Source organism: Nocardia sp. 852002-51101_SCH5132738 (assembly GCF_001665695.1).
GTDB lineage: Bacteria > Actinomycetota > Actinomycetes > Mycobacteriales > Mycobacteriaceae > Nocardia > Nocardia nova.
Genome location: NZ_LZML01000004.1, coordinates 95,652 through 109,201, shown reverse-complemented (window position 1 = coordinate 109,201; position 13,550 = coordinate 95,652). Strand labels below are relative to the sequence as shown.

At 69.5% G+C, this 13,550-nt stretch carries 13 protein-coding genes; 9 read left to right on the top strand and 4 right to left on the bottom strand.

Translation table 11 applies throughout. The features are described from left to right. Positions 1-109 precede the first annotated feature (109 nt). From A5789_RS00655 to A5789_RS00635, 5 genes are all read left to right on the top strand, one after another. Positions 110-2,515 carry an AAA family ATPase gene (locus A5789_RS00655; RefSeq protein WP_227462689.1) on the top strand — a complete coding sequence of 802 codons (2,406 nt, stop codon included), beginning with the start codon at positions 110-112 and terminating at the stop codon, positions 2,513-2,515. After that, on the top strand, positions 2,500-2,919 hold the full coding sequence (locus A5789_RS00650) for a hypothetical protein (protein ID WP_064901702.1): 420 nt from the start codon (positions 2,500-2,502) through the stop codon (positions 2,917-2,919). The genes A5789_RS00655 and A5789_RS00650 overlap by 16 nt, the downstream gene beginning before the upstream one ends. 23 nt (positions 2,920-2,942) lie before the next feature. Beyond that, positions 2,943-3,356, top strand: a complete 414-nt coding sequence (locus A5789_RS00645) for a YchJ family protein (protein WP_063016944.1) — start codon at positions 2,943-2,945, stop codon at positions 3,354-3,356. A gap of 144 nt (positions 3,357-3,500) precedes the next feature. Next, a complete protein-coding gene (locus A5789_RS00640; protein WP_030514989.1) occupies positions 3,501-3,773 on the top strand; it encodes a SelT/SelW/SelH family protein in 273 nt (90 codons plus the stop codon). Positions 3,774-3,831: 58 nt separating this feature from the next. After that, positions 3,832-5,400 carry a carboxylesterase/lipase family protein gene (locus tag A5789_RS00635; protein WP_064901701.1) on the top strand — a complete coding sequence of 523 codons (1,569 nt, stop codon included), beginning with the start codon at positions 3,832-3,834 and terminating at the stop codon, positions 5,398-5,400. A gap of 6 nt (positions 5,401-5,406) precedes the next feature. Here A5789_RS00635 and A5789_RS00630 read toward each other — a convergent pair whose 3' ends face one another. The 3 genes from A5789_RS00630 to A5789_RS00620 all read right to left on the bottom strand — a co-directional run bounded on the left by A5789_RS00630 (position 5,407) and on the right by A5789_RS00620 (position 8,961). Then, positions 5,407-6,711, bottom strand: coding sequence for a cytochrome P450 (locus A5789_RS00630; protein WP_369817459.1), 1,305 nt, complete (start codon positions 6,709-6,711; stop codon positions 5,407-5,409). Positions 6,712-6,811: 100 nt separating this feature from the next. Continuing rightward, entirely contained in the window at positions 6,812-7,528 is a 717-nt protein-coding gene (locus A5789_RS00625; RefSeq protein WP_064901728.1) for a TIGR03089 family protein, read from the bottom strand. Next, positions 7,516-8,961 carry an LCP family protein gene (locus tag A5789_RS00620; protein ID WP_064901700.1) on the bottom strand — a complete coding sequence of 482 codons (1,446 nt, stop codon included), beginning with the start codon at positions 8,959-8,961 and terminating at the stop codon, positions 7,516-7,518. The genes A5789_RS00625 and A5789_RS00620 overlap by 13 nt, the downstream gene beginning before the upstream one ends. A gap of 275 nt (positions 8,962-9,236) precedes the next feature. Here A5789_RS00620 and rfbD point away from each other — a divergent pair, with 275 nt between their 5' ends. The 3 genes from rfbD to A5789_RS00605 all read left to right on the top strand — a co-directional run bounded on the left by rfbD (position 9,237) and on the right by A5789_RS00605 (position 12,275). Then, positions 9,237-10,100, top strand: a complete 864-nt coding sequence (gene rfbD / locus A5789_RS00615; protein ID WP_064901699.1) for a dTDP-4-dehydrorhamnose reductase — start codon at positions 9,237-9,239, stop codon at positions 10,098-10,100. A gap of 129 nt (positions 10,101-10,229) precedes the next feature. Next, positions 10,230-11,141 carry a glycosyltransferase family 2 protein gene (locus A5789_RS00610; protein WP_063016878.1) on the top strand — a complete coding sequence of 304 codons (912 nt, stop codon included), beginning with the start codon at positions 10,230-10,232 and terminating at the stop codon, positions 11,139-11,141. Positions 11,142-11,201: 60 nt separating this feature from the next. After that, the gene (locus tag A5789_RS00605) at positions 11,202-12,275 is read left to right on the top strand and encodes a sugar phosphate nucleotidyltransferase (protein ID WP_062995279.1); all 1,074 of its coding nucleotides are present in this window, start codon (positions 11,202-11,204) and stop codon (positions 12,273-12,275) included. Positions 12,276-12,403: 128 nt separating this feature from the next. On the opposite strand, the gene A5789_RS00600 is transcribed toward A5789_RS00605, so the two are convergent. Beyond that, on the bottom strand, positions 12,404-12,841 hold the full coding sequence (locus A5789_RS00600; RefSeq protein WP_030514997.1) for a DUF4267 domain-containing protein: 438 nt from the start codon (positions 12,839-12,841) through the stop codon (positions 12,404-12,406). Positions 12,842-12,929: 88 nt separating this feature from the next. On the opposite strand from A5789_RS00600, the gene A5789_RS00595 reads away from it, so the two are divergent. Beyond that, complete coding sequence (locus tag A5789_RS00595; RefSeq protein WP_063019578.1) at positions 12,930-13,502, top strand: TetR/AcrR family transcriptional regulator; 573 nt, start codon at positions 12,930-12,932, stop codon at positions 13,500-13,502. Positions 13,503-13,550: the final 48 nt, after the last annotated feature.

The window sequence follows — 13,550 nt, the reverse complement described above, 5'->3', positions numbered from 1 at the left end:
AGGGGTGGACATCGGGCGGTTCGACCGTTCGATGGCCATGCGTCCCGCCCGGGCCGGTTCTCCGGTAGCGTTCGCCACGACGAGTCGTGTGCGAGGGCCGGGAGGGGCAGTGGGGCAAGAGCAGGGGGAGGTCGCGCCGCGGCTGCGCGACCTGGTTTCGGCTCGGCTGCAGACGGATTCGTCGGTGAGCCCCGAGGTAGCGCAGACGGTGCTGGAGGCGCTGGGGGAGTCCGCCGAGGCGGGCGGCGCCGGGCCGCGATCCGGAGTATTCCTGCGTGCCATCCGCGTCCGCGGCTTCCGCGGAATCGGTCGCGAGGCGGTACTGCGCATCGCGCCCGGCCCCGGTCTGACGCTGGTGGTCGGCCGCAACGGGTCGGGTAAGTCGAGTTTCGCCGAGGCCGCGGAACTCGCACTCACCGGCGTCAACCGGCGCTGGGAGGGCAGATCCGCGGTCTGGCGCGACGGCTGGCGGAATATGCACTGCGAGCAGGATCCCCGGATCGCGATCGATCTGGTCGCGCAGGAACGCGGCCCGTTCACGATCGAGCGCACGTGGGCCGGCGGCGACGAACTGTCCGAAGGCAGCTGGACGCAGCGCGAAAACGGCAGCGACAGCGACCGATTCCGCCCACAGGACTGGGCCCGCGCCCTCGAGCTGTATCGGCCGTTTTTGTCCTACAGCGAACTCGGCGCGGTGGTCGACGGCCGTCCGAGCGATCTGTTCGACGCGCTGCATCGGCTGCTCGGGCTCGACGACATCAGTGCCGCCTTGGACCGGACCCGCACGCGCCGAATCGAATTGGAACGCGCCGCGAAACAGTCCCGGGACGGCCGGCAGGCTTTGCTGGACGAACTGATCACCGTCGCCGACGAGCGCGCCGAGCGCGTCGCCGAGATGTTGCGCGCGCCCGCGCCGGATCTGTCCGCGATTGCCCACGAACTCGCCGGCGCCCGCCACGACCCCGGCGGTGTCGCGGCACTGCAGGCCGTGGCACGGCTGCGCATTCCGGCTCCGGCCCAGGTCGAGGCGGCCGCCGAGGCGGTCGAGGGGGCCACCGCGGAGCTGCTGGACCTGGCGACCGGCGATCTGGAGGCCGAACTCCGGGTGGTCGACCTGCTGCGTGGCGCCCGCGAACACGCCGAGGACGGCGAATGCCCCTGCCCGGTCTGCGGCCACGGCCGGCTCGACGCGCGGTGGCGGCGCGAGGCGACAGCCCGGATCGAGGCCGTCGAGCGGCGCGCCGCCGTCCTGACCGCCGCCCGGGGCGCGCTGGGCGAGGCGATCGCCGCGGCCCGTGCGCTGATCGAACCGGTGCCGCCGGAACTGGAATCGACCATCGCCGCGCCGAATATCGATCCTGTGGACGCTCGTCGCGCCTGGTCATCCTGGTCCGCTCTGCTGGAGGTCGAAGCGGGCGCCACGCTGGCGGCCCGGATGCGCGGCGCGCACGCCGACCTCGCGGTGCGGCTGGAGGTGCTGCAGCGGGCCGTGCACAAGGAACTCGATCGCATCGATGCGGTCTGGACGCCGCTGGTCCCGCGCATCGCCACCTGGCTGCACGAGGCGCGGCTGGTGGCCTCGGCCGATGCCGAACTGCGTACCGTCCGCCGCGCCGAGGACTGGCTGAAGTCGGCCGCCGCCGGCCTGCGCGACGAACGGCTCGCCCCGCTGGCCGAACACGCCCGCCGGATCTGGGGCGGGTTGCGCCAGCGCAGCAATGTGGATCTCGGCGCGATTCGCCTGCAGGGCAACGCCGGAGCCAGTCGCAAGGTGCTGCTCGACGTCACCGTGGACGACTCCGGAGCCGCCGCTCTCGGAGTGATGAGCCAGGGCGAATTGCATGCGCTGGGCCTGGCCCTGTTCCTGCCGCGGGCCACGGTGGCCGAAAGTCCGTTCGGATTCGTCATGATCGACGACCCGGTGCAGGCGATGGATCCGGCGAAGGTCGACGGACTCGCCCGCGTGCTGGCCGCGGTGGCGCGCAGCGGACGCCAGGTCATCGTGTTCACCCACGACGAGCGGCTGGCCGAGGCGGTGCGCCGGTTACGTTTGGACGCAACGGTTCTCGACGTGCAGCGGCGCGAACACTCGCGAGTGGAGGTGCGCGCGGTCGAGGATCCGGTGCAGCGCTATCTCGGCGACGCGCGGGCCCTGCTGCGCACCAGGCAGTTGCCCAAGCCCATCGCGAACGAACTGGTCATCACCTGCTGCCGATCCGCGATCGAGGCGGCCGCGTTGGCCCGCGCGCGGCGAGAACTGCTGGCCGCCGGCGTCGACCACCGCGAGGTCCAGCGCCGCGTCGATCGGGCCCGGACTACCTGGGAGACGGTCGCCCTGGCCGTCTTCGGTGTGCCCGACCGGGTCGACGATCTCAACGACTATCTCGACCGGGAGGCGCCGTGGGCGCGCGCGGTGGTGCGCGATGCCACGGCCGGAGCCCATATCCGCATCCAGCGTCGCTCGGGCGATTTGATCTCGGGGACGAAGAGATTCGTGACATGGCTGAATCCGTGAGCCCGACCGTGGCCCAGCGCTTGGCGGCGGCCGCGGAACTACTCGACGGCACGGTCACCGATGCGGGCGGCCTGTGGTCGCGGGCGACGGTGTGGATCCTGCGGATCGCGCTGGAACAGTCGGTGGACCGGCTGTGGGCGCGAGTGTCGCCACCGCTGGCCCGGTGCAGTATGCGCGCCCAGCTGCTGGCGCTGGACAGCTGCGCCGGCCCCGAACTGTCGGGCCGGGTCGCCGGATTGTGGGCGACGCTGTCGCGGGCCGGACATCACCTCGACTCCGAACCCGCGCCGACCCTGCACGAACTGCGTGACTGGTACGACGAGACCGCCCGGCTGGCCGAGGAACTCGACCGCATCGGCCGCGCGGATGTACCCGCCGTCTTCGGCCGCCGCCGGAACAGGTGATATCGGGCGGCGATAATCGTCCGATGGCCGATACCTTTCCCGAGCGTCCGGACGACACCGACCGCTGTCCGTGCGGCAGCGGCGAACAGTTCGGGCAGTGCTGCGGCCCGCGCCTGGACGACACCCGCCCGGCGCCGACCGCCGAGGCGCTGATGCGTTCGCGCTACACCGCCTTCGCCGTCGGCGATCGCGACTACCTGCTGCGGACCTGGCATCCGCGAACCAGGCCGCGACGGCTGGCCCTGGATCCGGCGCAGCGCTGGGTGTCGCTGCAGGTCTTCGCTACGGAGGCGGGCGGCCTCTTCGACGACACCGGAGTGGTCGAATTCCGCGCCACATACCGATACGACGGCCGGCGGGGTGTGCTCTCCGAGTGCAGCAGGTTTGCTCGTATAGACGGCCGCTGGGTCTACGTCGATGGAGATATCGAATCGTAACCGGCTCGTAAAGAGTTTCCCGTGCTCTCCCATTATTATTTCGGCAATACATTTCCGATTAATGCAGATAGCGAAGGAGTTGCCGTAAACGTGGACAGCCGCGCGGTGGCTACCGGGAATCCGGACCCTCATTAGGGTCACCGCATGGCACGAATCGCGATCGAATACTGCACGCAATGCCGGTGGTTACTGCGGGCCGGATGGATGGCCCAGGAGTTGCTGAACACCTTCGGCACCGACCTCGACGAGGTGGCACTGATTCCCGGAACCGGTGGAGTGTTCCGGATCACCGTGGACGGTGAGCAGATCTGGGAGCGCAAAGCCGACGGCGGCTTCCCGGATGTCGCCGGGCTGAAACAGCGCGTGCGCGACCGCATCGATCCCGCCCGCGACCTCGGCCACATCGATCGAGGCTGACGCGGTACGAATGATCTCGGACGTACTCTCGGTTACAGGGAGTACGAGGAGGTGCGAGATGAGCACTCAATTCTTCGAGGCGACCCCGGTCGAGGACACTGCCGGACCTGTCGCCCACACGACCAGCGGTGCGGTACGCGGATTCCGTACGGGATCGGTTCACGTGTGGCGCAGCATTCCCTATGCCGCGGCACCGGCGGGACCGAAGCGGTTCGCCCGGCCGGAACCGCCCGAACCCTGGTCGGGAGTGCGTGACTGCACCGAATTCGGCGAGATCGCGCCGCAGACCATGGGCGATATGGTGCCCGTCGACTCGGGGCTGCGCATGGGCGAGGACTGCCTGTGGGTCACCGTGTGGGTGCCGGCCGCCGAGCCGGTGCAGCCGCGTCCGGTGATGGTGTGGCTGCACGGCGGCGCCTACTGTCTGGGCACGGCGGCCCAGGCGATCTACGACGGCCGCCGGATGGTCGAGATGGGCGACGTGGTGATCGTCGCGGTGAACTATCGGCTCGGCGCACTCGGCTTCCTCGATCTGTCCTCGCTGGGCGACGGGTTCGTCGCCAACCTCGGCCTGCACGATCAGATAGCGGCGCTGGAATGGGTGCGCGACAATGCCGCCGCCTTCGGCGGCGATCCGGGCAACGTCACCGTCTTCGGCGAATCCTCCGGCGCCGGATGCGTGACCGCGCTGCTGACCTCGCCGCGGGCCGCGGGCCTGTTCCACCGCGCCATCGCGCAGAGCCCCCCGGCCACGACGGTCTTCGGCCCCGACCGGGCCGCCGGGGTGGCGAGCCGCTTCCTGGAGCTGATGGATCTGCCGCCCGAACGTGCCGGGGAACTGCTGGAATGCCCCGTCGAACGGATCGTGGACGCGGCCGGAATCCTGCTGGACGAGGTGCCGCTGCAGTCGCCGGGGCGCCTGGCCGCGGCGCCGGTGGTGGACGGTGATCTGCTGCCCACCTATCCGACCGACCGCTTCCAGCAGGGCCGCTCGCATCGCGTACCGCTGATCATCGGCACCAACAAGGACGAGGCGTCGCTGTTCCGGCTGTTCCGCTCGCCGATCATGCCGGTGACACCGGATGCGGTGAACGCGATGCTCAATGCCGTCGCGGGGGAACACCCCGGGATGTCGCACGAGCGCATCGCCGAAATCACCTCCGCCTACCCGGATCTGACCAAGACTCGCGGCGCGCTGGCGATGTCGACCGATGCGGCGTTCCGGATGCCGGCGCACTGGGTCGCCGATGCGCATTCCCGGCACAGCCGCACCTGGATGTATCGCTTCGATCAGGCCACGCCGATGCTGAAGGCGGCGCGTGTAGGCGCCGGACACGCCACCGAATTGCCGTACATCTTCGGCAATTTCGGCTCCTTCGACCACGACCCGACCTTCTGGCTGGGTGGTCGCAAGGTCGCGAGCGAGGTCTCGGGCCGGATGATGCGGCGCTGGCTGGCCTTCGCCGAGCACGGAGTGCCGGCCGCGCTGGACGGCTCGAAGCATTGGCCGCCCTACCGCGAATCCACCCGCACGACACTGGTCGTCGACGCCGCGGATCGAGTCCTCGACGATCCCGATCACGATCTGCACACCGCCTGGGGCGACCAAGCGGTCGGCTTCAGCTGAGCCGGCTCAGACGCTGCTGGGCTGTTCGGCGCGCTGACCGAGCAGCACCGGCAACCGGCTGTAGCCGTGCAGGGTGAACAGCGGCCGGCGCTGCGGGCGACCGGCCAGCACGAGATTCGGGAAACGCTCGAACAGCGACCGCAGCGCGTACGTGCCCTCCATCCGGGCCAGGCTCGCGCCCAGGCAGGCGTGGATGCCGCTGGAGAACGTCAGGTGATCCTTGGCGTTGGCGCGGGTGACGTCGAAGCGGTGCGGTTCGTCGAACACCTTCGGGTCGCGGTTGGCGCCCGACAGCGACAGCACCACCGTGCTGCCCCGGTGCACGGTGACCCCGCCCAGTTCCGCATCGCGCCCGGCAATGCGGCCGGTGTTCTGCACCGGGGCGTCGAAACGCAGAATCTCCTCGATCGCGTTGGGCCACAGCTGCGGATCCTCGCGCAGCAGGTCCAGCTGATCGCGATGGTTCACCAGCTGCACGACGCCGTTGCTGATCAAATTGACCGTGGTCTCGAATCCGGCGCCCATCAGCAGCGTGGCGGAGGCCTTCAACTCGGTGTTGTCCAGCGTGCCGGAACTCACCAGGCCGGACAGGATGTCCTCGCCCGGTTCGCGCCGCAGCCGCGCGATGTGCTCGTCGAGATAGTGGTCCATCTCCAGAATGGCCGCCGAGGCGTCGCGGGTGGTTGGCCAGCTGATGCCGATATCGAGCATCGGCGAGACGGCGTCGCCCCACGCCAGGAAGCGGTCGCGGTCGGCGTCGGGGAAACCCAGCATTTCGGAGATGATCGCGATCGGCACCTGGGAGGCGAAATCGGCGACGAGATCCGCCGAACCGCCGGAGGGCAGGGCATCGAGCAGTTCCGTTGTCACCGATTCGACGCGGTCGCGCAGCCGGGCGATCGCGCGCGGAGTGAATGCCGAGGCCACCGGTTTACGCATCCGGGTGTGGTCGGGCGGATCGATCACCAGCATCGACGGCGGCTGCACCGGATTGGGCGGCAGCGGCGCCAGATCCATCAGCGGCCGCAGCGGTCCGGGCACGAAACCCTCGGCCGCCGCGACCTTGAAGGTGGTGTCGCGCAGCACGGTCCGCACCACCTCGTAGTCGGTGGTCGCCCAGCCGAGGGGGGAGTGCACCAGCCGTCCCTGTGCGCGCAAGGATTCCAGCAGTGGTATCGGATCATCGACCGCCTCGGGGCTGGACATCAGTTGTGCCACGGTTTCGCCGCGCCGGGCGTAGGTCTTCAAGACCAGCCGCGGCGTGCCCTGCACCACCAACCACCGAAACCAGTACTGCGGCTTCATCGCCATCCCCGTTCGTCGTCCGGTTCGCTGACCCCCACACTACGGAGTAGCGGGCGAGCCGAAAACGGCCTGCGGGTGGATCGCCGTGCCCTACCCGGGTAGGAGATCAGGACCGGCGAGTGGTGACGCGCTCGGTCTCGATCCGGTGCTCGAGCCGAGCCGGATCCGGGGCGGTCACCTGCACCAGCGAGGCCCCGGCCGCGTACACCGCGAGCAGTCCGTCGATCAGGTGGGCGGTGGTGTCCCAGTCGGTGGTGGACAGCACCCGGTCGCTCGCGGTGAACCCCTGCTGTTCGGCCGAGGCCCGGGCCGCGGCCACGGTCTCGGCGACGGTGGCGCCGTCGAGGGCGGCGCCCGCGCCCGACGGGTGGAATTGATCGCCGTGCGCCCGCACCGACGTGGCGTAATCGGTGATGCCGACCGGCAGATCGGCGACGGGCATGCCCATCGGATCCAGCGACAGCGCGGCCACCTCGGCGATATCACCGGCCTCGTCGATGCGCGCGGCCGAGACCAGCGCGAGCTCGGCGTCGGCGTCCGGCCGCAGCACCACCTCCGTGCCCGCCCACCAGCAGCCGAGCAGGACCGCGGCGGTCTGCCAGTGCGCGGGCAGCAGCACCGACACCCGTGCGCCCGGAGCGAGGCCGAATTCGTCGCGAATCATATTGGCGGTCTTGGCCGCCCAGTTCGCCAGCGTCAGCCCGGACAGTTCGATGCGGGCACCGGTGCTGTCGTCGTAGTGGGTGATCCGGGGCGCCGCGGGCTCGCGGGCGAGGATCGGGCCGAGCAGGGCATCGGTGAGAGTGTCGTTCAGTTCACGCATTTCGGTCCGTTCTGGCCGGCGTCGATGGGAGGCGCGGGCGGCACCGGTGTCGCGGTGCCCGAGGCCGGCGAGGTTCCGGACATATCGAACAGACTGCCGGCCGCCGAGCCCGGACCAGAGTAGTCATCGGCGAGCACCACGCGCACCGCGCCCTCCGGCACATCCGGTGCGGCGACCACGGTCAGGCCGCCGAGCGCCTCGGCGACCGCCTTCGCCTTCGGATCGGAGCCGGAGGCGGCGAGCACCCGGCTGCTGCGCACCGGCGAACCCGGCCAGTTCTCGACGGTTCCGGTGTGGAAACCCTTGCCGGTCAAGGCCTGCGCCACCTGACCGGCCAAACCACCGGTACTGCCGGCGTTGTAGACGTCGGTGGTGACCGAACTCGGCGCCACCGTCCGGTCGTCGTCGTGCTCGTCGGTGGTGGCGCCGACCGCCGCCGCGACGAAGGATTTCACCGATTTCGGATCGACCTTCACCACGGATTCGCCGTCGGCGGTCGTCCCGTCGAGGTCCTGCACCGGAATGGTCTCGAAATTCACCTTCCCGCCGGACAGATCCTGCAGCTGATGCATGAAGGCCACCACGTCCCAGTCCTCGTCGAGCACGATCGTGCGGCCGACGGCATCGCTGAGTTCGCGCAACTTCGCGGGATTGGCGAGGATGCGCGCGTTGAGCGCCTTGTTCACCAGCGAGGCCATGAACACCTGCTGACGCACGATCCGATCCAGGTCGCCGCGGGGCAGATCGTGGCGCTGACGTACGAAACTCAGTGCCTGCGCCCCGTTCAGGCGTTGCTGTCCGGCTGGGAAATCCGCGCCCGAGAGCGGTTCGTCCACCGCATTGTTCAGGCATACGTCGACCCCGCCGACGGCATTGGTGAGCAGCACGAATCCGAGCAGCCCGACCTCGGCGTAGTGGTCGACGGTGATCCCGGTGAGGTTGGCGACCGACTTGATCAGCGCCTGCCGGCCGGCCTGGGTGGACTTCTGCTCGATCTGGGAGTCGGACAGGCCCTGCGACGCGTATTTCTGCCGGGCGTTCTCCTTGGTCGCGCCGTAGGCGGAGTTGATCTTGCCCTTGCCGATGCCGGGGATGTCGACGTAGGAGTCGCGCGGAATCGAGATCGCGGTCGCCGAACGGCCGTCGTTGGGCACCCGGACCAGCACGATGGTGTCGGTGTTGGTGCCGACCTCGTCGCCGGCGTGCAGCATCGCCCGTTCCTGGTCGCTGAGCGGATTGCCGTGTGCGTCGGTGCGGCTGTCGATGCCGACCATCAGGATGTCGACCGCACCGTCGTGGCCGCCGCCCAGGCCGAGATTGCCGATCCGCTCGATACCGGAGATCAAGGAATCCACACTGTGCCAGCCGAAGCCGGTGACGATGAACACCACGGCCGCGGCGGCTACGGCGAGCAGCCGTCCGGGACGATTCACCCCGGGATCCGGCCTCGGGCGAACGCCGCGAGCTCGCGGGATGCGGCCGCCGGGCAGTGGTGCTCCGGCGCCGCGGGGCGGCGACGACGCACGTCTGTTCTGCGGCACTCCGTATTCCTTTTCCACGCTCGATCGACCCCCGTTCGAGAATCTGCCCGCGTAGCCCACCGCCTCCGATACCGGTGGCGTACCGGGGAGTTCCCGGATTCGAGGCTATCCAACCAGTGGGCCCGCACCGCTGAACCGCTGTTGGCGTGGCGTGCCAGACTTGCCGGGTGAGTCCCGATTCCCACTCCCGGCTCGTGATCACCGGTGCCGGCGGACAGCTCGGCCGGGCGTTGCGCGCGGCGGCGCCCACGGCACTCGCCCTGGGGCGTGCCGATCTCGACATCACCGACGCCGAGGCGGTGCGCGCTGTCGTGCGTCCGGGCGACGTGGTGCTCAACTGTGCCGCGTACACCGCCGTCGACGCCGCCGAGTCCGACCACGAGGCGGCGTATGCGGGCAACGTCACCGGGCCGGCGGTACTCGCCGCCGCCTGCCGCGTGGCCGATGCGCGCCTGATCCACATCTCGACCGATTACGTCTTCGACGGCACCGCCTCGGACCCGTACGAGCCGGACGACCCGACCGGACCGGCAAGTGTGTACGGCCGTACCAAACTGGCCGGTGAGCAGGCCGTGCTCGGAGAGTATCCGCAGGCCACGATCGTGCGCACGGCCTGGGTCTACACCGGTGACCGCGGCGACTTCGTGGCGACGATGCGCCGGCTCGAGGCCGAACGCGAGACGATATCGGTGGTCGACGATCAGATCGGATCGCCCACCTACGCGCCCGATCTGGCGCAGGGTCTGCTGGAACTCGTTGCGCGACAGCCGGTTCCGGGGGTACTGCACGCGAGCAACGCGGGTGCGGTCAGCCGCTTCGGGCTGGCGCGTGCGGTGTTCGCCGAACTCGGGGCCGATCCCGAGCGGGTGCGGCCCTGCGGCACCGCCGATTTCCCGAGTCCCGCCCGGCGCCCGGCGTACTCGGTGCTGTCGAATCGAGCGTGGGCCGAGGCCGGGCTCACCCCGCTGCGTGAGTGGCGCGCGGCGCTCGCCGACGCGCTGGCACGCTTGTCGGATCGGGCGAAACCGTGATTCTTCCTGCTCGCCGCCGCGCGAGGCGGCGAGCGTGAGCACCGGTGCCGGCCGTCAGTCTGATAAGGCCCTGTGGGTGGCTGCGCTCGGGTGCCTACTCCGGCCTCTCACCCATTAGGCTGGCCTTCCGTGAGCGCTTCGGATTCAGCCCCTTCCGCGGACCGTACCCCTCAGCTGGCGGTGGTCACCGTAACCTATTCGCCGGGCGAGCATCTCGACCACTTCATCAGCACCCTCGCGACCGCCACCGCGGAGAAGCCGCAGGTGATCCTCGCCGACAACGGCTCGACCGACGGTGCTCCCGAGCTGGCCGCGGAGTCCAACGAACACGTCACGCTGCTGCGCACCGGCGGCAACATCGGTTACGGCGGCGCGGTGAACCGAGCGGTCGCCGAGCTCGATCCGGATATCGAATACGTGATCATCGCGAACCCCGACGTGCGCTGGGGGACCGATTCCATCGATCAGCTGCTGGCCGCCGCGCGGCGCTGGCCGCGAGCCGGGGCGCTGGGGCCGCTGATCCACGAGCCGGACGGCAGCATCTATCCCTCCGCGCGGCGGGTGCCCGGCCTGCTCGACGGCGCCGGCCACGCGATCCTCGGCACGGTCTGGCCGGGTAACCCGTGGACGCGCCGGTACCGGCAGGAGAACGAGGAGATCGCCGAGCGCACGGTCGGCTGGCTGTCGGGTTCGTGCCTGCTGGTCCGGCGTGACGCGTTCGACAGCATCGAGGGCTTCGACTCCCGCTACTTCATGTACATGGAGGATGTCGACTTCGGCGACCGGATGGGCAAGGCCGGCTGGCACAACGTCTTCGTGCCGACCGCCGAGGTCACCCACGCCAAAGGACACGCGGCCGGGCGGCATCCGGAGACCATGTTGCCCGCCCACCACGCCTCCGCCTATCGTTTCCAGGCCGACCGCCATCCGCACTGGTGGCAGGCCCCGCTGCGCTGGGCGTTGCGGGCCGGACTTGCGATTCGCTGCAAACTTGCGGTTCGATCTGCGCTGCGCGAGCGCGACCGCGAAGCGCAGCGATAACGCGTGGACCGAACCTGAACAGGGGAAGACTGATGCCGGACAATTCGGGAGGGAGCGGGCGTGGATACCGCAACTGACGCCGTGATCCTGGTCGGTGGCCAGGGCACCCGGCTGCGCCCGCTGACGCTGTCGGCGCCGAAACCGATGCTGCCGGTCGCCGGTCTACCGTTCCTGCATCACCTGCTGGCCCGGATCGCCGATGCCGGCATCACTCATGTGGTGCTGGGCACATCGTTCAAGGCCGAGGTCTTCGAGGAGCATTTCGGCGACGGAGCCGAGCTCGGCCTCGACCTCGAATACGTCACCGAGACCGAGCCGCTCGGAACCGGCGGCGGCATCCGCAACGTGCTGCCGAAGCTGCGCGCCGACAACGTGATGGTCTTCAACGGTGACGTCCTCGGCGGCGCCGATCTGGGGGCCGTGCTCGATACGCACGCCTCGACCCGTGCCGATGTGACCCTGCATCTGGTCCGGGTCGGTGATCCGCGCGCGTTCGGTTGCGTACCCACCGACGAGACCGGCCGGGTCACGGCGTTCCTGGAGAAGACCCAGGATCCGCCGACCGACCAGATCAACGCCGGCTGCTACGTCTTCCGCCGCGAGTACATCGAGAAGATCCCGAGTGGCCGTCCGGTATCGGTCGAGCGCGAGGTGTTCCCGTCGCTGCTGGCCGAGGGCGCCCACATTCAGGGCCATGTCGATGCCTCGTATTGGCGCGATATGGGTACGCCCGAGGATTTCGTGCGCGGGTCCGCCGATCTGGTGCGCGGCATCGCGCCTTCTCCGGCGCTGCCGGGGCAGCGCGGCGAATCACTGGTTCATCCCGGTGCCGGCGTCGCGCCGGGTGCGCTGCTGATCGGCGGCACGGTCGTGGGCCGCGGCGCCGAGGTCGGCGCCGGTGCGCGGCTGGACGGTGCGGTGCTGTTCGACGGTGCCCGGGTCGAGGCCGGCGCCACCGTGGAGCGCTCGATCATCGGATTCGGCGCGCGCATCGGTCCGCGAGCGCTGGTCCGCGACGCCGTGATCGGTGACGGCGCCAGCGTCGGGGCCCGCTGTGAGCTGCTGCGCGGCGCCCGCATCTGGCCGGGCGTGGATCTGCCCGACGGCGGGATCCGCTTCTCCACCGACGTCTAGTTCCGGTCGTCGCTCCAGGGCTGTGCATCGGCCGTGCTGTGCATCGGCCCGTGCTGTGAATCGACGAGGCCGCCCGTGCGCTCGCACGGGCGGCCTGTGTCGTTGTAGCGGCCGAGAACTCTCTACGACTATTGCGAGACAGCGGTGACCGGCACCGCTGCGACGGTGTCGCGGGACGACTCCGCCGAACGCTCGCGCACGAGGAGCACGCCGGTGGCCGCGACCAAAGCTGCGGTCAGACCGTGCACGCTCAGCGCAGTGGTCACCGAACCGTGGTTGTTCAGCACCGTCAGCATGTCGCCGACCGGGGTCACCGCGACGGCGAGCATCGCGATACCGAGGGCGAAACGCTGCCGCGTCAGCAGCAGCGCCAGCAGCACCACGCCGGAGCTGATATCGCGGACTCCCTTCAGTGTCATGAAGGCCGACGACTCACCCTGCGGCCAGGCCGGAAGCCCGAAACCGGGTGCCATGGAATTCGGTGCGAGGACGTAGCCGAGGCCGATGTACAGGATGAAGGCGACGCCGATCAGGACGAGGGCGGTGGCGATGCGAGTACGCGTCATTGTCTTGCTCCAAAATCTAGCGTTGCTAACCGACAGGTCGATCGTAAGTGGTTATCGCTAACTTGTCTAGCGTTGCTAGAATTTCGGTATGACGGTTCAGGAACGCAAGGAACGCGAACGTGCCCAGCGCCGGCAGGCGATCATCGACAGTGCACGTGAACTGGCCGAATCCGACGGCTGGGATGCGGTGACCGTGCGCCGGCTCGCCGAACGCATCGAATACAGCCAGCCCGTGCTCTACAGCCATTTCTCGGGAAAGCGGGCGATCGTCTCGGCTGTCGCCGAGGAGGGGATCGCCCTGCTCAGAGATGTCCTGCGGGCCGCGCGCGAACAGGCCGACGGCCCCGACGCCGCGATGGAGGCGGTCGCCCGGGCCTATCTGCACTTCGCCGCCGACAACCCCGCCCTCTACGACGCCATGTTCGTTCAGGACACCGAACTGCCCTTCGGTCCCGACGCCCCGCAGACATTGCGCGACTGCTTCGAGGAACTCGAGCGACTCTTCCGCCCGCGCGTCCCCGATGACGAATCCGGGGCCTACACCGAAGTGTTCTGGAGCGCACTGCACGGGATGGCGGCATTGGACCGAAGCGGTCGCCTGCGCCCCGACCTGTGGGAACAACGCATGCACGTCCTCATGCGCTGGGGCACTCGCAGTTGACGTGCCATCTGCCGTAGCCGGTCGGTGCGCCGGGATGCCGTGGAGCCC

Excerpts from the sequence above, each read along its gene's own strand:
- A5789_RS00650 (WP_064901702.1), top strand. The coding sequence starts at position 2,500 with ATGGCTGAATCCGTGAGCCCGACCGTGGCCCAGCGCTTGGCGGCGGCC.
- A5789_RS00645 (WP_063016944.1), top strand. The coding sequence starts at position 2,943 with ATGGCCGATACCTTTCCCGAGCGTCCGGACGACACCGACCGCTGTCCG.
- A5789_RS00640 (WP_030514989.1), top strand. The coding sequence starts at position 3,501 with ATGGCACGAATCGCGATCGAATACTGCACGCAATGCCGGTGGTTACTG.
- A5789_RS00635 (WP_064901701.1), top strand. The coding sequence starts at position 3,832 with ATGAGCACTCAATTCTTCGAGGCGACCCCGGTCGAGGACACTGCCGGA.
- A5789_RS00630 (WP_369817459.1), bottom strand. The coding sequence starts at position 6,711 with ATGGCGATGAAGCCGCAGTACTGGTTTCGGTGGTTGGTGGTGCAGGGC.
- A5789_RS00625 (WP_064901728.1), bottom strand. The coding sequence starts at position 7,528 with ATGCGTGAACTGAACGACACTCTCACCGATGCCCTGCTCGGCCCGATC.
- A5789_RS00600 (WP_030514997.1), bottom strand. The coding sequence starts at position 12,841 with ATGACGCGTACTCGCATCGCCACCGCCCTCGTCCTGATCGGCGTCGCC.
- A5789_RS00595 (WP_063019578.1), top strand. The coding sequence starts at position 12,930 with ATGACGGTTCAGGAACGCAAGGAACGCGAACGTGCCCAGCGCCGGCAG.